Below are 18742 nucleotides of genomic sequence, written 5' to 3'. Positions count from 1 at the left end.
TTTTTCAGCAAACAAAGATTCAAAGATGGACTGACCATCATGAAGGGCGCTATCGCAGGATTTTCTGATGACAAGGCTATGAAATTGAGTGCTTCTCTTGCATATTATACGGTATTCTCTCTTGCCCCTTTGCTCTTACTGATTATTTCGCTCGCAGGAATCTTTTTGGGAAAAGAAGCGATTCAGGGTCAAGTGTTCTCCGAGATTAATGGCTTGGTCGGAAACCAGGCCGCTAAGCAGGTGGAGGACATGATAAAGAACCTGGAAAAATCCGGACAAACGACCATGTCTGTTATAATAGGTTTTATAACTTTATTAGTGGGGGCAACAACCGTATTTGGTGAGATGCAAGACTCAATAAATACTATTTGGAAGGTAAAGGCAAAACCTAAAAGAGGATGGGTAAAGCTCATAAAAGACCGGCTCCTATCATCTTCCCTAATAGTGAGTATAGGGTTTCTTTTGATTGTATCATTGATGGTTAACGGCATGCTGCTTGCCCTTAGCGACAACTTAAAAAGTCTACTTCCGGATGTGACGGTGGTGATCTTTAATATAATCAACGCAGCAATTAGCTTTATTGTGATAACTATTCTATTCGGAGTTATCTTTAAAGTGTTGCCGGATGTCAAAATAAGTTGGAAAGGAGTCAGAGCCGGAGCGATTTTTACAGCTTTGCTATTTATGCTAGGACGTGTACTTATCGGGATCTATATAGAGAAGACAAGTACGGGTTCAGCGTATGGCGCCGCAGGTTCCTTAATAGTGATTCTTCTATGGGTATACTATACTGCAGCGATCCTTTACTTCGGAGCAGAGTTCACGCAATCTTACGCTCAGTTTACAGGCGCCAGGATAGAGCCTGCCGATTATGCTGTACACGTAGAGCAGAAAGAAACGGAAAGGGATGTAGACGTATTACCACCACAAAAAAGGACTGACGAATAGTGTGCTAGTATCTGTCAATCCAATCCTCCGCCTCCTGGGCATTATTAAAAAATTGTGCAATAACGGCTCCGTTCATCACATCAACCGTTTTCCGGGCAGATAATTGCGCAAACGCACTTGGAGAAAAGATCCAGGCAAAATATTTCAACCCGGCTTTCTCCATGAGAGAAAGCCATTCCTTGCCAGCCCACTCGGATGCTTCGGACCATGTGCCCGATACGTTAGTATTATCGTTTACAACCTTGTAACACTTATTGGCTTTCAGCATGTCCAACATCTGCATGCATCCATGCTTTACGGATTCAAGATTTTGATAGCCTGTCCAATCAACGTCAAGGCGATTCTTACTGGCATTATAAACAATCGTTACTTTTTCATCGTTATAATATCGGTCGGTCTGATTATGAGACTTCAGAACTGAATCCCTATCAATAGGGAGCATGAAGAAGAATACTGAACCGCTGTTAATCTCGCTCTCTATCCAGAAACTTCCTTTATGTCTTTTGAGTATTTCTGAGGATATGAACAGCCCCAGGCCCAACCCTTCAAAACGCATAGCCGTGTTATCAACCCGATAATATCGATCAAACAACCGATCCAGGTCTGTCCTCGCTATGCCGATTCCAAAGTCTTGAACGGAAACAACAATATTCCCTTGTTCTATACGACTGTTCACTATAATCCTTTTTCCTCCGGGTGAATATTTAACTGCATTGGTTAAAATATTGTTCATTACCTGCTCCAATCGGAACTGATCACCTGTATACAGCACATCTGTAACAGCCTCAAGAATAATTTCGTGCGATGAACTTGTATGCTGGACACTCTCGATGCTATCACGAAGCATTTTTTCGAAAGAAAACGGACTCATTGAGTAATTCAGCTTTCCGGCATTAATCTTACTGACGTCAAGAAGATCACTTATAAGTTTCTCAAGTCTCAAAATATGATCCGACGATTTTTGCACAAAGCCATTCAATTTGCTCTCATCCGTTGTGCGTTTCATCAGCTGGTTAAATGCTTTGATACTTGTCAGGGGCGTTTTAAGCTCATGACTGGCAATAGACAAGAACTCATCTTTTCGGCGTTCGTTGTCTTTTTGCATTTCAATGTTAGTATTTGTGCCCATCCAAAGCTTGACCTCTCCGTCCTCAATAAGAGGAAGGGCTCTGGCTAAATGCCATTTATAACTTCCATCGTGAAACAACAAACGAAATTCGGCCTGATAGGCTTCACCCGATGCAAGAGCGGCTTGCCATGCTGTAAACGATTCACTCAAATCGTCTGGATGAACAAATTTCTCCCAGCCAAAGCTTGCAATCTCGCTAGGTTTATAACCAAAGTCGTTCGCAATAATCTCGTTTACGTAATCCAGTGTTCCATCTGCCGCGGCAGTCCACACTTGTTGGGGTATCGTATTCAACAGAAACCGAAAACGCTTTTCACTGGCTTCAACCAGACGCTTCGAGAGCACCTGCTCCGTAACTTCTGTAGCCACAATCATAATACTCACCGTCTGGCCTGTTTGGTCCTTCATCGGGTGGTACACGAAATTAAAATACACGTCCTCCAAAACACCATTTCTTACCAACCGAGCCATGACCTCGTTGCCATAGTAAGGCTTTCCGCTTAGGTATACCTCATCTAATATGGGCAAAAACGACTGGCCCTCAATCTCAGGCAAAGCATCCTTCAGATACTGGCCAATGATATCTTCTGTTTTGCCCCACACCTCAAGTATTTTATGATTTGCCGACTCAATCAGGAGGTTGCGGCCACTTAATACGCCTATGGCAACCGGCGCGTCGGCAACCATGAAACGAACTCTTGACTCGCTTTCGGCCAACCGTCGTACCATTTCCTGAAGATCTTGCTGCGAATGTTCGAGCTGCTCATTAATCGTAACAAGCTCCTCATTGGTTGATGTCAGCTCTTCGTTTAATGCTTGCTGCTCTGCCTCGCTTATTGACAAGGCAAGAGTTCTGTTTGCAACCCGTTCCTCAAGTTCCTCATTAAGATCACTCAAACTCTGTTGAGTTTGCTGAAGAGCATCATTAATGGCACTTAATTCTTCGTTAGCAGCAGCAAGTTCTTCATTAAGCGCCTGCTCCCTCTGCAGTAACCCGCTTTGTTCGAACGCATAGCCATTATTTAACAAGATACCAACGTTCATCCCTACCGTCTTAATAAACAGGGTGTAGTCCTGATCTAATTTCTTTCTGGGAGAAACGCCTGCAATCATGATTCCTCCAACCTTGTTTCCTTTACTTATCGGAACGACTAAAGCCTCACGACAATATTCATCAACCCAAACGCTGCGTACAGGCTCACTGAGATGTCCCTGCAAAGATTGAATATGTATAGAATCCTCTTCAATGATATCGGCTATTGATGGCCACTGGCAAGCCTGAGCATCCTCTTTTGATATACCTGTATAGCCCGCCAAATAGAGATCTTCCTGATGACCTTCTACGTAGGTATAAATTAAACAAAATGGAATATCTTCTTTTGCGTTATTCAAGATCTCCAATGCGGTACCCAATCCGGAAGCAACACTTTCAGGTGTATCCAATTCTGCCAGGAAGTGCTGTAAGACCACATTTCTCCGATCATTAATTATCCGGTAGGTCGTCTCCACAACAGCATTAAACACTCCTCCGATTTCACCGTCAATCCCTATAATCGGTGAAAGAGTATAGTCAAAATAACATTCTTCGGTATAGCCAAACCGGTTCATCAACAATAAAGCGTCGGGCCTACGGATAGAATCACCTGAGTAGAGTACCCGTTTAAATTCCTGATCCAGTACTTCCCAGATTTCTGACCAGGCAACTGCTCCCGGCTTTCCTAAAGCCCAGGGATGCTTATCGCCAGGTATAGTGCTGTAAGCATCATTATATAGGATGGTATGATCATCTCCCCAATAAATTGCAATAGGAAACCCTGAGTTAAGGCTGATACTGACCGACATTTTCAGACTTTCCGGCCAGAGGTCGGGTGCACCGAGTGAAGTTTGCGACCAGTCAATAGAACGCAGGAGCGCGCCGGTTTTGGCACCGCCCTCGAGGAATTTATATGTTGACACGATATGTAATGATAAAAGGGTATGAACGGCTAACGCAGCTGCAAATAAACGTATTTCTAACCGTGTTAATAATCTTTAACATCAAATTGTTTGTCCCTGAAGTAGTAATGTCTATCTTCCTCAGTGATTGGCCTGAGTACCCGACATGGGTTTCCTGCCGCAATTACATTGTCTGGAACATCGCGCGTAACTACACTGCCAGACCCGATTACCGCATTATTTCCAATCCGCACACCGGGATTAACAACTGTGCTGCCTCCTATCCATACATTATTGCCGATATGGATTTCGATCCCATATTCATAGCCAGAGTTCCTCGACTCCGGATGTATCGGATGGCCCGCTGTGAACAATGAAACATTAGGCCCAAACATGACGTTATTACCAATGCGAACCTTAGCCACATCTAAAATAACGCAATTGAAATTTGCCCAAAAATTGTCACCTACTTCTATATTTCTTCCGTAATCACAATGAAAGGGTGCCAAGATATGGACATTCTTCCCGGCGACACCAAGAATATTTCTTAAGGCTTTATCTATCGCTTCGGATTCGTCAGGCTTTAAAAGATTATATTCATAAATCCTTTTTTTATTTTCCAATTGCTCTTCCGCAAGCCCGTCCAACCAGGCTTTGTACGGCAGGCCACTTAACATTCGTTCTTTCTGATTCATGTCTATATAACGGGTAATGGTATTTAATATATATTTAGAGAATACGTGATTGCTAGAATCCTAGGATTTAACTACACAAAGCAAAAGAATTGTTTCTTATTTTTAAAGCTTATGGTTGACCGATTTTCATAAGACTTGCCAGGGTTGATATGAAGCTCCATCCAGAAAAGATCGCGTTGGGCTATGTACTGATTATATGATTAATTGTATATGAAACCAATATGGAATTCGGTCTCCCTTCTTGCTTAATTCTATGCACTAAAAAAGCATCGAGAATCGAATTTGCATAATGTAAATGAGTGCCAGAGCATATTTCAGGATCGCCCTTTCCCCTTAGGGATATATGATCGCAGTAATTTGAAATGCATAGAAGTGGATAAGGCTGCTGAAGATCATTATGGCTATACGCGCAGTGAATTCTTAAACATGAGCATCCTTGACAATCGCAGCCTTCTAGATCTTGGCAATGATAGGCATCAACTCCGGGAAATTAAGAAATTTATAAACTGATTGGAAGCTGTGCAAAAGAATTCGATATCCTAATAAAAGATATCGCCAAAAACATCAGGGACTAACTACAGCTTAACGAGATACTACTGATTAGCCTCTTTCAAAAGATCCTCAATATCCAACGTTCTAGTGTACATATCCAGTGACCCATCGCTTTGCACAGGCCACATCTCTTTTGGCCTATCCCAATAGAGCTCAACTCCATTACCATCAGGATCGTCCAGGTATATCGCTTCAGAAACACCATGATCGCTTGCTCCTGTCAATGGGTAGTCTGAAGAATATATTCGCTTGAAAATCAAAGCAAGATCTTTTCTTGTGGGGTAGACTATCGCTGTATGGTACAAACCTACGCTTCGAGGATCCGCAGGGCCAGAGCCCTTGCTCTGCCATGTGTTTAAGCCTATATGATGATGGTATCCCCCTGCAGAAATAAAGGCTGCCTGACTGCCATACATCATGGTAACCTCGAAGCCTAACAAGTCCCGATAGAAAGCTAAAGAGCGGTTCAAATCAGCTACCTTAAGGTGAACATGCCCTATCCGTGTCTGAGCAGGTATTTTATATGGTTCCATAAGCAATTAATCTTGGTAATTTATAAAGAAAGCTGGCAGATGCTCCGCACAAAGCTAATTAACTTTTATTTATTAAAAAGTAATCCATCAGCCAATTGCCTATTTGAAGTTTCTGCCTCCATGAAACGCATCTTTTGGTATCTGTTCCCGTACCTGCGCCCGCTTATTATGTATGGGGTAAGGAGCATTCTTTTCGTCAGCTCTGGACATTGTAAGCACTGGTAGATCATCTTGCGGTTGCTGGACAAGCTTGCTGAGTAATTTTGTCAGATCATAACACTTCCTGACAATCACGTGCACTACCTGGCCCTCTCGTTGAAGTTTGCCCTCTACCATAAGCAGTCGTGCCTGCAATATCTCTTTACGGTAAGTTTCAAATAGCTTTTCAAAAACAACAAGATTAGTAAAGCCGGTTTCATCTTCAATGGTAATAAAGCATACACCGCCTGCTGTTCCGGGCCGTTGACGCACAAGAACCAAACCGGCTACCTTCACCAACTGACCATCCTGAATGTCGTTATTAACAACCTGGGTAGATAAAATACGGAGCATTTCCAGTTGCTGCCGAACAAAACTAACAGGATGAGCCTTTAAGGATAAACCCACCGTTGCGTAGTCTTGAACCACATGTTCGCCGGGCGTCATTAATGGAAGTTCAACCTGAGTTTCCAGAATACTCTCTGAAGGTTGGCCTTTAAAGATTTCAACTGGCATATCCTGTAAAGCAGATACTTCCCATAATGCTTTTCTGCGATCTAAACCAATCGACCTGAAAGCATCGGCATCCGCTAAGCGTTCTAACATTGCAATGGAGATACCTGCATCCCTTAATGCTGTAATACTCGTATAGCCTTCCCCACGTTTTGCTACCAGCATATCCATCTCATCTTCACGCAGACCCTTAATTTGTCTGAAGCCCAGCCTTATGGCATAGTACTTACTTCCTTTCTCTTCAAGCCGATTATCCCAGCATGAATGGTTAATATCAGGTGATCGGACATCCACTTCATGCTTTTGGGCATCAATAACAACCTGCGCAGGCTGGTAAAAACCCATAGGCATACTATTCAATAGCGCTGCTGCAAAAGCATCGGGATAATAGCATTTCAAATAGGAAGAAACATAAACCAACTGAGCGAAACTGGCAGCATGGCTTTCTGGAAAGCCATAACTTCCAAAGCCTTCAAGCTGTTTAAATATTCGCTGTGCAAATTCTTCAGAATAACCGTTAGCCAACATACCATTAATGAGCTTTTCCTCATACTGATTGACCAGCCCTTTAAATTTAAAAGTTGCCATACTACGACGCAAACCGTCTGCTTCGGCTGCCGTAAATCCGGCAGCTACCATAGCTATCTTCATGGCTTGCTCTTGGAACAATGGAATCCCTAACGTTCTCCATAAAATCTCCTTTAGCTCTGGGGATGGGTATTCAATGGGCTCTTTAAGTTCGCGCCTTCTTAAATATGGATGAACCATATCTCCTTGAATTGGCCCCGGACGTACAATAGCCACCTCAATAACCAGATCATAAAAACACTTAGGCTTAAGTCTTGGCAGCATTGACATCTGCGCACGACTTTCTATTTGAAAAACCCCTATAGTATCTGCATCACTGATCATTTCATATACTTTCTCATCCTCCGGGGGGATATTTGCCAGTGTAAAGTTCTTACCATAGTGCTGCTTGCAAAATTCAAATGCCTTCCGGATACAAGTAAGCATTCCCAGTGATAGCAAATCCACTTTCAAAAACCCGAGAGCATCAATATCATCTTTATTCCATTCTATATTCGTCCTATCCTCCATACGCGCATTCAGGATAGGACATAAATCCGTCAGTTTACCTTGTGTAACCACAAATCCACCTGTATGCTGTCCTAACTGTCGCGGAAATCCCATCATTTGGGCAGTAAGCTCAAGCGTCTTTTTTAAGTGAGGATCATCAGGATTTAACCCTTGTTCTGTTATACGCTTACCTTCAAACCATTCATCAGTAAACTCCCATATAGAATTAGAAAGACGATTCACCGTATCCACGGATAGGCCCATAGCCTTTCCTACATCGCGGATAGCTCCTTTTTGATGTTGCTGGGTAACAGTTGCCACAATAGCAGCCCTATCACGACCGTATTTAGTGAAAACATACTGGATGATCTCTTCTCTCCTCTCATGCTCAAAATCTACATCAATATCTGGCGGTTCATTACGTTCCGGAGAAATGAAACGTTCAAATAACAGATCAAATTTAGTGGGGTCGACTGAAGTAATGCCCAGGCAAAAGCAAATAGCTGAATTGGCAGCAGAACCACGGCCCTGACAAAGTATCCCCCTTCTTCGTGCTTCCCTAACAATGTCTTCCACAAATAGAAAATAATTTGCGTAATCCATTTTCTTAACGAGCTCCATTTCATAGTTAACCATGTTTACCACTTTATCAGGAATTACCTCTCCATAGATTTCATGCGCTCCTTTCCAGGTCAAGTATTCAAGCTCATCAAGTGGCGGTCTGCCACCTTGTTTTATTTCTGTCGGGTAAACATATTTAAGCTCATCCAGAGAAAATATACAAGCTTCAGAGATCATCAAAGTATTCTGTATCGCTTCAGGGAAATGTCTGAACAAACGATGCATCTCATCAACAGGCTTGAGATACCGTTCTGCATTCTGGAACAAGCGAAAGCCTGCCTCCTGAATAGTACATTTATCACGAATACACATTAAAACATCCTGCAACTCCCTGCGGGAAGGATGATGATAATGCACATCGTTTGTGGCAACAACTGGTATATGGTATTGGTCAGATAGCTGTCTTATCCGGAATATCTTTTTATCATCATCTCCGAGGTAAGATCTGGTTGCCGACAAATACAACCACTTCCCAAATGCTTCGCGATATTCCCTTATAGAATCTGTAAAAGACTGTTCAAATTTAAACTGACGATTAAGTGCTTTTGGCATCACAGCTGTAAAAAGGATATCTTTTGCATGATCATAAACATCTTGCCTGTATAAATAACACTTCCCTTTTTCAGCACGCAAATTCCCTTTGGTTAAGAGTGCAGACAAGCGACTATATGCTTCTTTATCTGTGGGATAGGCAAGTAAAGAAGGACCGTCAAGTAAATCCAAACGGCATGCCGGTATAATCTCCATATCCTTATCTCTGGCAACAACATGAGCCCTTACAATCCCTGCAAGTGTATTACGATCTGTAATGGCTATTTTTTTATATCCAAAAGCAGCTGCCTGATCCACAAGCTCTTCTGGATGAGAAGCTCCCCGAAGAAAGCTAAAGTTTGAAGTAATTTGTAATTCACTATAGCCCATAACATATTCTTATGCAAAAAATCCGTGAATGTACCATTGATAAGGTTGTTCATTAGAATAGTGTCCTGACCGAAACAACCAGTAGCGTTGACCATGTTGATCTTCCACCTGGTAGTAGTCACGGTGTTCTCCGGCATCCAGCCACCATTCCCGCTCTATCCTTTCGGGGCCATCCGCTTTAATTATTTGATGGCGCACAGCCTTGTAAACAAAAAACTTTGGTGGATGGTCAGGTATCAAAGCCATCACTTCAATTGGTTCAGGATTTCTGAGCAGCTCTGTAGGTCTGGGTCTGTCAATACGCCATTGAGTAGAGGCTTTTTCAGAAATAGAATCAGCGTCTTTCACTGAATATTCTGGCCAGTACCGAGTATCCGGCAGATAACGATGTATAACATGCGCTCCAACTTTGCCTGCTACTCTATCCAAAAGACAGATCACACTCCTGTCCTTTAAACCACGAGTTCCATCCCATAACACCTCTTGTGGAACGATAAGATTGTCAACGCTCGAGGCAGTCAGGGTAAAGAGTTCTATACCCAATGCCGGGCGAATCTGATCGATCTTCAGCTCAAAAAGCTTGAACAAATGACTAACACTATGTGTGGGAGCATTCGTTCCAATGTCAATCTTGATAATCTTTCCGTCAACCCTATAACATGTTAATACTCCGGTGCGTAAGCCTTTTCCCTCCTTTTCAAGACGGAGGCATAAACATTCAAGCAATCTGTTTATACCAATTTCAATTCCTTTACGAGTTTTAATGGGCTCCAGGCAAGGCAATCTTTCCTGAAACTCCACCGGTAAGGTAATTGGATGCATGGCTTCCTCCTGTGTACCTAATGCCTGACCTAACCGTATAAGAAAACTTTCTCCAAAGCGCCTTCTTAAAACCGATCGAGGCATTCCTATAAAGCTTTTGATATGATAAAAGCCCAGTTTCTGAAGCTTGGCAACAGTTGATTTTTCTAATCGTAAGGCTTCTGGAGGAAGAGAAAGCAAGGCTTCCGCATGAGTTCCCGGAAGAACCAACGGTGTTGTTTTTCCAAAATGGGATACCGCCCATGCAGCTCCAGGGGTATCAGCAATAGCTAAACGTATGGTGAATCCTTTTGCTTTCAAATGTGACTTAATATCCTTCAGGTATTCCCGCTCTCCTCCCCACAAATGTGGACATCCGCTAACATCCATTATCAATCCGTCTGATGAAAACTCATCCATCGCAACTATTGGTGTATACCTTATACACCATTCTCCCAAAGACTTAAGCAATTTCAAGACCCTTCCTGGCTTTTCAGCAATGACTTCTAGTCCAGGACAAATGGCTTTTGCATCAGCAGCACGCATCCCTGGCTCAATACCCTGCCTTTGCGCTTGAATACTAACTGCTGTAACCACCATACGACCGTGGTCAGCCACTACAAACACAAAGGGAGTATCCTTCAACTCAGGGTGCCTGATTGCCTGCCAATCAGCCAATAAATGACAAAACCATATAGATACATAGCGCTTTCCCATCACTATCCAATTTGTTGTTGATCTCCGTAATAGAAATTATCCTTGTTTTTCTCATGATCTATATTGACGAACCGGTCGCCTGCCCATTCCAGTTCCCAGCTTCCCAGGGTACCATTTCGTACCTTCAGAAGTTCCACATTCCATCTAGGGAAACCAATGCCAGGCATCTCTTCTTCATTATAACTTGGCAAAGGGCTTATTCTCCACCTTGCAGTAGCAATATTGCTTATCGCTTTTCGCGGATTTTTGCGCAGAATGAAACCGGTCACGCCATTCTTCTCCACAGCGAGCTGTAGCCTTCGGGATTCCGTTACATTAAGGGAGTTAATTTCAGCTACTACCGCACAAAGTGCATCACATTTTAAAGATTCTTCCATAATCCAGAGTACGTCTTGTTCTTTAGACACATCCATGAAAATGATACGCTCCGGATCTACGTTAAAGGTGCGAAGTGATGCAGGATAGAGTTTGCGGGATGTACTAATCCAAACGCAACCAGCACCATCTTTCATAAGAACGGCAAGAAGAGCTCCTATAAAACCTTCACTTGCAGCAGAATGCTCAGGCATAGCACATATAAATTCATGGATTCCCTTGGTTGGAAAGATTCCGTTAGGAAAGGCTGTTTCAACTATTCCGAGTCCTATTTGCTCCGCTGTACCAGACTCTTGAGGCTTATATCCCTGCCATAGAAGAATATCTTTCTGTAATTTTTCAATCAATTCTTTTTTTGCATCCATCATGATACCATTAGTTCCTACTGTCCTCGCTTATACTGTCCAGCAAAACTAATGCTAAAATTATTAGCAAAGTATATTTGTTGAAAATATTCCTTTAAGGTTTAATCTCCGGGTATCCCTGCTTTGATGCTTGAAAGCAGTGGCCCTATTACTAGAAAAGAATAATTAACTAAAGCACCCACCAAATGGCCCATACTCTCTGGCACCCATATTATTCCTCTAAATTCTGTGCATATAGCTTAGGGCTTTTACCGAAATGTTTTTTGAAACATCTACTGAAATAATACGGATCATTAAATCCTACTTTCTCGCTTATTTCACTTACAGAGAGCTCAGAAGTTTTAATCAGTTCTAACGCCTTCTTCATACGATACAACAAGATAAATTCTGTTGGCGAATAACTCGTAAGTTTGGATATTTTTTTTTGTAGAAGACTCAAGCTTACGCACATCTGATCTGCCAGTTCACCTGCGCCGAAATTAGAATTAGACGTGTTTTGTCGTATAATGGATATGACTTTTTCCAAAAAGATAGCGTCCTGATCTTTTACGCCTGCTTCAACAGGAACATCCTCTGCAGATGTAGAAAATAACCGGCGCAACTTCATTCTGCTTTGAACGAGATTACGTATTCGTAACCGTAAAAGATCTACATCAAAAGGTTTGCTAATATAATCGTCAGCTCCCGCTTCGATTCCTTCAATCTGACTTTCTATGTCTGCTTTAGCTGTTAGAAGCACAACCGGAATATGCATGGTTTTAACCTCCTCTTTCAGTTTAATTAAAAGCTCCACTCCTGACATTCCTGGCATAACCACATCCGAAACAATAATATCAGGTGTATATTTGATTGCTGCTTTAAACCCCTCCATAGCATTTCGTGCTTGCGATATCCGATAGTCAGTTGACAACTGCCTCGATATAAACTGCAACAGTTCTTCGTTATCTTCCACCAAGAGCACATGTTCTTTTCCTTTTTCATATTTTGGAAGAGTTCTTTCCTTGGACTGAAGAACTCTTCCCCCAAAAAGATCCAGGACCTGCCCTTTTTCGTAAATAATCCCTTCTGTTTCAGAAATTTCTCTCTGTTCATTTGCGTATGCTTCAACATTTATTGGAATTCTGACAACGAACTCTGACCCGATATCTACAGTACTCCTTACGGTAATATGCCCCTTATGTAATCGCACCAGTTCCTTAACGATTGATAGTCCTAAACCCGTTCCTTTGGTATCGATATTTGTTAATGACTCTCTGTAAAACTCCTTAAATACTTTACCTAAACTTTCCTCAGGAATTCCTACACCCGAATCTCTTACAGAAACTTCAAAATAAGTTAAACCTTTTATCCACTTACCAAATCCAACTTCAGGTTCTCCGGTACGCAGAGGTTGGGTTAAGCTGATCCCTGATCGAACATTAATCCTCCCACCAGAATTTGTATAATTAAACGCATTTGCAATTAAATTAAAAATCACCTTCTGAATCTTAGTTGCGTCTGCGGCTCCTTCAACGTCACAATTATCATGCTCTACCTCAAACAATATCTGCTTTTCTTTTGCCAATTCTACAAACAAAGCCGCTATCTCATCCACTAAGGTCGTGAGACTTATAAGTTTAACTTTCAATGGCAGATTTTTATTTTCAATACTCCTAAAATCCATTAACTCGTTTATCAGATGAAGAAGTCTTCCTGCGTTGCGCTTAATGACCATTAGATTTTCCTTCATTTCGAAGGTATCCGCAACTCCTGACAGTAATTTATTAACAGGCCCAATAATCAGTGTTAAGGGCGTCCTGAACTCATGAGATATATGTGTAAAATACTGCATGCGGTATTCACTGATGGCTTTTATCCGGCTATTGAGTTTCACCACCTGATCCCTGCTTTCTTCAAGCTGCTTATTTTGACAACGAATGACCTCCGTTCTAGCCTTTACTAGTTGATCAAGTTTTCGTTTCTGCATCCTTAAGCTCCGGGTTCTGTAAAAATTAAGCCAGATAATAACACCCAACAAAACAAATGCGGAAATCCACCGAAACAAACCGGTTTGCCACCAGGGTGGTGTTATATTAACTTGCAAAGCTACTTCGTCCTCACTCCAAACACCATCATTGTTTGAAGCCTTTACCCTGAATACATATTCACCTGGTTGTAAACCGGTATAAGATGCATACGTTTTATTACCTGCAACATTCCATTCTTTCTCAAGACCTTCGAGTTTATATGCATATTGATTATTTTCAGGAGATGTAAAACTTAACCCAGCAAACTCAAACTCAAGAAAACTCTGGAGATGACTTAATTGCACTCTCTTTTCAAAGCTTATACTCTGGCTAAGTGGTGACCCTTTCGCGTTTATGGAGGCAGACTTGTTAAAAATCTTTAAATCAGTCAATACTACAGTCGGAACCAAAGGGTTTTTCTTGATGCTATCAGGATAAAAGTAGTTGAAGCCATTAATTCCCCCAAAAAGCATAGCACCATCGCTCGTCTGCAAGCATACTCCCTTTTCAAATTCGTTACCTTGTAAACCGTCATGAATATTGAACTTATTCATTTCTCCTGTTGAAGTTATGAAGTTTACAAGACCATCAACGGTACTCACCCATAAGTTGTCATGCTTGTCAATTAATATTCCACATATGATATTACTGGGGAGGCCGTCACTGACTGTAAAGATTTTGAACTTTCTATTTTTAACATCAAATTGATTTAAACCATTATTGGTTGCGATCCACAAATTCCCTTTATTGTCCTTTTGTATGGAATTAGTTCTCCCATTACTCAAACTAAACTTCTTTTCACTTGGAGAGAAGTGCAGTAACTTACCTGTTTTCCTGTTGAAGTTATACATCCCGGAGAAGAGAGTAATAATATACATCTCCTCGTCATTATACTCAAAGATCTGCACCGCAGATGGAATTTTCAGAACGGACTTTAGCGACGAATTCACCGGATTATAGGTACAAAGAGAACTGGTTGTTCCTACCCATATTATGCCTTTTTGATCTTTGTGAACTAGCTGTATTCTCCCACGTTTAATTACCGCAGAATTTTCATATCTTAAAACAGGTGTAGTGAACGCTTTATTGGATTTATTAAAGATGAACAGGCCTGAACTGTTTGTTCCGATCAATAAGCGTTCAGAATCCAGTGAGGTAATACTCAGCACATTTCCGTCGGTCAGGCCCTTCTGTGCACGTGTGTTGCTTTTATAGTTAATGAAGGTGCCTTTTTTGGGATCAAACTGACTGATACCACCTTCGTCACGTGTTCCGACCCATATCTGCCCATCGGGTTCTTGATAGAAACATCTAATATTACTATTAAACAATCCATCTGACTTAAAATTGACCTTATATTGAAAAAAACTTTTTTTGTAAGGATCGTAATAGTTAAGCCCTGCGTAAGTACCGACCCATATATACCCTTTTTTGTCACGGTAAATAGCAGTTATAGCATTACTGGTGATCCCTTTTGGATCATTTGGAATATTACTATGCCCGCTAAGAAAATCGACGTTCTTTCGTGCATAATCATAAGTATAAAGTCCTCCTCCATCTTTTGCTCCTATCCATATTTTTCCATGTTCATCTTCAACAACTCCTGTTACATTATTTGTTAACAGCGAATGCCCTTTACTATAATGCCGGCTTTCACCACTTAACTCATCGAAAAGAAAAACGCCATGATCTCCCGTTGATATCCAAAGGTTCTTTCGGCTATCTTCTCCAATAGAGCGGACATTTGCCGTATTCTCTGGCATGTTGTAACGAAGCAGCCTATTGTTTATCAAATCATACTGAAACAGGCCACTCGTTCCTAACCATAACCTTCCTTTCGAGTCTTCGAATATGTCGTTTACTACCTTCTTACTTATCAGTCGGCTAGTCTGAAATACAGGACTTTTCTGGTTCGATATATCTTTATTGAAATAAAATAGACCAGTTGATGTTCCAACCCAAAGACAGTTTCTTTTATCAAGATAAATCTTCAGAATACTTGTCCTGAAGAGTACCGAATCCCTGCTGCTGATACGCAACATATTACCGTTATTATAAAACCGCTCTTCCTTACGGTTAAAAAACGAGATTCCCTTTCTGGTTCCTATCCACAGATCTCCATTTTGCGGATCACAGGATATCGAGTTTACATAATTATCGGACAGGCCATCCTCAGTTTTATAAAATTTAAACCGCACTCCATCATACCGTGAAATTCCATCTTCTGTACCCAGCCATATAAAACCAAACTTGTCCTCTGTGATGCAGTTAATTTTATTTGACGATAACCCTTCCTGGCGGGTGAGATGTTTAAAATATGGAGCTACCGATTGTGAAAAACATGCCGTTATTTTTAAGCTAAAAAGGGCGGTGAAGATCACAAACACATAACATTTGTTAACTAGCATTTATTAAAATTAGGTTTACTGTGCTAAAATTACCACAATTATCATGCGTCCACAAAACAAAGTCTGATAACTACCTACATACCTCCTAAGTGCTTCTATAAGAGCATTGATAAGATCAATTTCTGTTTTAATCCATTCGATATCCTCTTTCGTCCATTTGATTGGATCTTGTCAAAACGTTCCTTTGGTAAGGCAGGATGATATAACTAACCATAGGCCTGCCAGCTAATCCCATTTTTATGAAACCTCAATTATTACGACTTTCAAAGGAGCCGACACAATCTTTTAATGTAAGGCAGGATATAGTACCTGATGTCAATAACAAGTGGCACTATCATGTAGAAGTGGAGCTCATACACTTCAATAAAGGTAAAGGAACGCAGTTTGTAGGTGATAGCATCAATCGATTTCAAGCAGGTGACGTTGTTTTGATAGGTTCAGAAATGCCCCACATTTCCCGCTTTGATGATCAGTATTTTGAACCAACTAACAATCTTCCCGTCGATATCAGAGTAGCTCACTTCCAACCTGGCTTCCTCGGTGAAGTTTTCTTAAATCTTCCAGAAAATAAGATTATTCGAGAGTTACTCGATAAAGCTAAAAGAGGTATAAAGGTCACTGGGCAAACAAGGAAAATCGTAGCCGCGCTTATGGGTAAGATGCTGCAAACAGAAGGCTTCGAGCGAATGCTCATACTTATAGAAGCCCTTCATGAAATAGCTAGATCACCTGGCATTGTTCTTCTGTCTTCTATAGGTTTCAAACTTGACTTCAAAGAAAGCGAAAGAGTAAGCGATATATATGCCTATACGTTCAAACATTTTAAAGACAAAATATCACTGGAAAAGATTGCTGAAATTGCGAATGTCAGCCCAAATTCATTCTGTAGGTTTTTCAAGTCCAAAACCGGAAAGACTTTTTCTCAGTTTATTCTGGAACTAAAAGTGGGTCACGCTTGCAAGCTGCTAATAGAAAACAATTACAGTATCAAACAAATTTGTTATGAAAGTGGCTTTAATAATTCAGCTAGCTTCTATAAATATTTCAAGACAGTCACAGGTAACAGTCCATCAGCATACCAGAAAGATTTTTTGAACAAAACCAAGGTGGTTTCAATGTTTACAAATAATGAAATACTCCATTATAAAGAAGCAAAATAAACCTAGAACAGCAGTTAAAATAGCAGATACAATTGCCAATTTGCTCCTATATCTACCTTAATGATCTCTATATATTCGCTTAATCCTGGCGCATGTCAGTCGGATAATGGCATGCTAACATCAGGAGTTCGCACAGTATGATAAAGAAAATCCTTTTATCAGGAGGTGTTGTCCTTATTCTGGCCTTCGCTCCTAAAACCGAAAAAAAATGGCAGTCTGAATTGTTAAAAGTTAGTGCTGATGGAAAGCTTGAATATATCCCTGATGAGAAAGGGAATATTCTGCCTGACTTCAGTCGGGTAGGATATCATCACGGAGACCTGCAGATTCCTGATGTTCCTGTAATAAAGACCGTGTTTCCTCACCCGACAGGAAGCAGCGATCAGTTAATTCAGAAAGCCATAGACGAGGTTGCCAGAAGGCCTTTAAATAACAAGGGTTTTCGCGGCGCTATCCTCCTGAAGAAAGGCACATATAAGATTTCAGGCAGCATAAAGGTGCCTCATAGCGGAATCGTATTACGAGGCGAGGGGGATAGTGAGAATGGAACACGTATAATCGCTATCGGAACAGCTAAACGACCACTCATTGAAGTAGCAGGTTCGGGGAACCTTTCAGAAGTCCCAGGAACCAGAGTAAGCGTTACAGACTCCTATTTAGCTGTGGGAACCAAGTCATTGAACGTAAAATCAACTAAAGGATACCATGTAGGGGATGAAGTGGTTCTTCTTAGAAAGGGAACCTCGAAATGGATCAGCGATATCCGAATGGATGCGATTCTGACCCGTCCTGGGACGCTACAGTGGCGACCGAATGACTTCGATCTTCATTTCGAAAGAAGAATTACAGGAATTAAGGGCAACACGATAGTACTTGATAATCCCGTCATGATGCAAATCGAACAGCAATACGGAGGAGCAAGCATCTATAAATCCAGCTTCAAGGGAAGGATTCGGGAAGTTGGCATTGAGAACATTCTTTTCGAATCTGCCTATGTGCATGATACTGACGAAGAACATAGCTGGACCGGCGTCCTCTTTAATAAAGTCGAAAATGGATGGGTGAGGAATATTACTGCAAAGTATTTTGTATATGCCGGAGTAAGCCTCGACGAATCAGCTAAAAACATTACAGTAAAAAATTCCCGATGCCTGGATGCAAAATCGGTAATTACGGGAGCCAGAAGGTATTCCTTTAATAACAACGGACAACAGAACCTGTTCATGGACGTGGAAGCCAGTGACGGTCGTCATGATTTTGTAACAGGAGCCCGTACTCTCGGCCCAAATGTTTTCTACAATGGTAAAGCTAGGAAAACACATGCAGATATAGGCCCCCACCACCGCTGGGCTGTCGGAACATTATATGATAATATTACCACAGATGGAGACATAAATGTGCAGGACCGTGGCAATTGGGGAAGTGGCCATGGCTGGGCCGGTGTTACTCAAGTCTTATGGAACTGTACAGTTAGAAAAGCTGCGGTACAAAGTCCTTGGGCATCGGGAACCAATTACAGTATAGGTACCGTGGGAGAGAAATATGAAGGACGACTTCCTGGAAGGCCTGATGGATTTTGGGAGAATCCAAATAAGAAAGGCCTATATCCTCAATCCCTATACATGTCTCAATATCAAAACAGACAAAAACGATAGCGGTTCATTCTTCTCTTAGAGCTTGAGACCACCACATTAAGAACGTCAGAGTTTGCTACTTAAAGATTAAATTGCATTCATACAAAAAGGCTGGTCGTAACCCAGCCTTTTTTGTATGTACAGAAATATTTTT

At 41.4% G+C, this 18742-nt stretch carries 10 protein-coding genes; 3 read left to right on the top strand and 7 right to left on the bottom strand.

All coding sequences use genetic code 11. From position 1 onward, the window contains the following. Positions 1 to 948, top strand: a 948-nt coding sequence (locus ACKI5J_RS16800) for a YihY/virulence factor BrkB family protein (RefSeq protein ID WP_407430646.1), incomplete at its 5' end; no start/stop codon positions are given. A 4-nt stretch (positions 949 to 952) separates the two neighbouring features. Here ACKI5J_RS16800 and ACKI5J_RS16795 read toward each other — a convergent pair. The 7 genes from ACKI5J_RS16795 to ACKI5J_RS16765 form a co-directional block, all read right to left on the bottom strand. Beyond that, positions 953 to 4033, bottom strand: a complete 3081-nt coding sequence (locus ACKI5J_RS16795) for an ATP-binding protein (RefSeq protein ID WP_407430645.1) — start codon at positions 4031 to 4033, stop codon at positions 953 to 955. Positions 4034 to 4098: 65 nt separating this feature from the next. Beyond that, positions 4099 to 4707 (bottom strand): sugar O-acetyltransferase, encoded by a 609-nt coding sequence (locus ACKI5J_RS16790; RefSeq protein WP_407430644.1) that lies wholly within the window; start codon positions 4705 to 4707, stop codon positions 4099 to 4101. A gap of 593 nt (positions 4708 to 5300) precedes the next feature. Next, positions 5301 to 5792: a VOC family protein gene (locus ACKI5J_RS16785; RefSeq protein WP_407430643.1), complete on the bottom strand. Its 492-nt coding sequence runs from the start codon at positions 5790 to 5792 to the stop codon at positions 5301 to 5303. Positions 5793 to 5891: 99 nt separating this feature from the next. Further along, positions 5892 to 9122, bottom strand: a complete 3231-nt coding sequence (locus tag ACKI5J_RS16780) for an error-prone DNA polymerase (protein ID WP_407430642.1) — start codon at positions 9120 to 9122, stop codon at positions 5892 to 5894. Positions 9123 to 9131: 9 nt separating this feature from the next. Continuing rightward, positions 9132 to 10640, bottom strand: coding sequence for a Y-family DNA polymerase (locus ACKI5J_RS16775; RefSeq protein WP_407430641.1), 1509 nt, complete (start codon positions 10638 to 10640; stop codon positions 9132 to 9134). A gap of 2 nt (positions 10641 to 10642) precedes the next feature. Then, on the bottom strand, positions 10643 to 11383 hold the full coding sequence (locus ACKI5J_RS16770; RefSeq protein WP_407430640.1) for an ImuA family protein: 741 nt from the start codon (positions 11381 to 11383) through the stop codon (positions 10643 to 10645). 208 nt (positions 11384 to 11591) lie between these two features. Then, positions 11592 to 15794: a two-component regulator propeller domain-containing protein gene (locus ACKI5J_RS16765; protein WP_407430639.1), complete on the bottom strand. Its 4203-nt coding sequence runs from the start codon at positions 15792 to 15794 to the stop codon at positions 11592 to 11594. A gap of 239 nt (positions 15795 to 16033) precedes the next feature. Here ACKI5J_RS16765 and ACKI5J_RS16760 point away from each other — a divergent pair, with 239 nt between their 5' ends. Continuing rightward, complete coding sequence (locus ACKI5J_RS16760; RefSeq protein ID WP_407430638.1) at positions 16034 to 16954, top strand: helix-turn-helix domain-containing protein; 921 nt, start codon at positions 16034 to 16036, stop codon at positions 16952 to 16954. A 137-nt stretch (positions 16955 to 17091) separates the two neighbouring features. Further along, complete coding sequence (locus ACKI5J_RS16755; protein WP_407430637.1) at positions 17092 to 18609, top strand: hypothetical protein; 1518 nt, start codon at positions 17092 to 17094, stop codon at positions 18607 to 18609. Positions 18610 to 18742: the final 133 nt, after the last annotated feature.

The sequence above is a fragment of the Arcticibacter sp. genome (assembly GCF_045629565.1).
In the GTDB taxonomy this organism is placed as follows: domain Bacteria; phylum Bacteroidota; class Bacteroidia; order Sphingobacteriales; family Sphingobacteriaceae; genus Arcticibacter.
This window is presented reverse-complemented; position numbering and strand designations above follow the sequence as displayed.

Bases quoted from the DNA above. Each gene is read 5' to 3' on its own strand.
- ACKI5J_RS16790 (WP_407430644.1), bottom strand. From the start codon at position 4,707: ATGAATCAGAAAGAACGAATGTTAAGTGGCCTGCCGTACAAAGCCTGG.
- ACKI5J_RS16785 (WP_407430643.1), bottom strand. From the start codon at position 5,792: ATGGAACCATATAAAATACCTGCTCAGACACGGATAGGGCATGTTCAC.
- ACKI5J_RS16780 (WP_407430642.1), bottom strand. From the start codon at position 9,122: ATGGGCTATAGTGAATTACAAATTACTTCAAACTTTAGCTTTCTTCGG.
- ACKI5J_RS16775 (WP_407430641.1), bottom strand. From the start codon at position 10,640: ATGGGAAAGCGCTATGTATCTATATGGTTTTGTCATTTATTGGCTGAT.
- ACKI5J_RS16770 (WP_407430640.1), bottom strand. From the start codon at position 11,383: ATGATGGATGCAAAAAAAGAATTGATTGAAAAATTACAGAAAGATATT.
- ACKI5J_RS16765 (WP_407430639.1), bottom strand. From the start codon at position 15,794: ATGCTAGTTAACAAATGTTATGTGTTTGTGATCTTCACCGCCCTTTTT.
- ACKI5J_RS16760 (WP_407430638.1), top strand. From the start codon at position 16,034: ATGAAACCTCAATTATTACGACTTTCAAAGGAGCCGACACAATCTTTT.
- ACKI5J_RS16755 (WP_407430637.1), top strand. From the start codon at position 17,092: ATGATAAAGAAAATCCTTTTATCAGGAGGTGTTGTCCTTATTCTGGCC.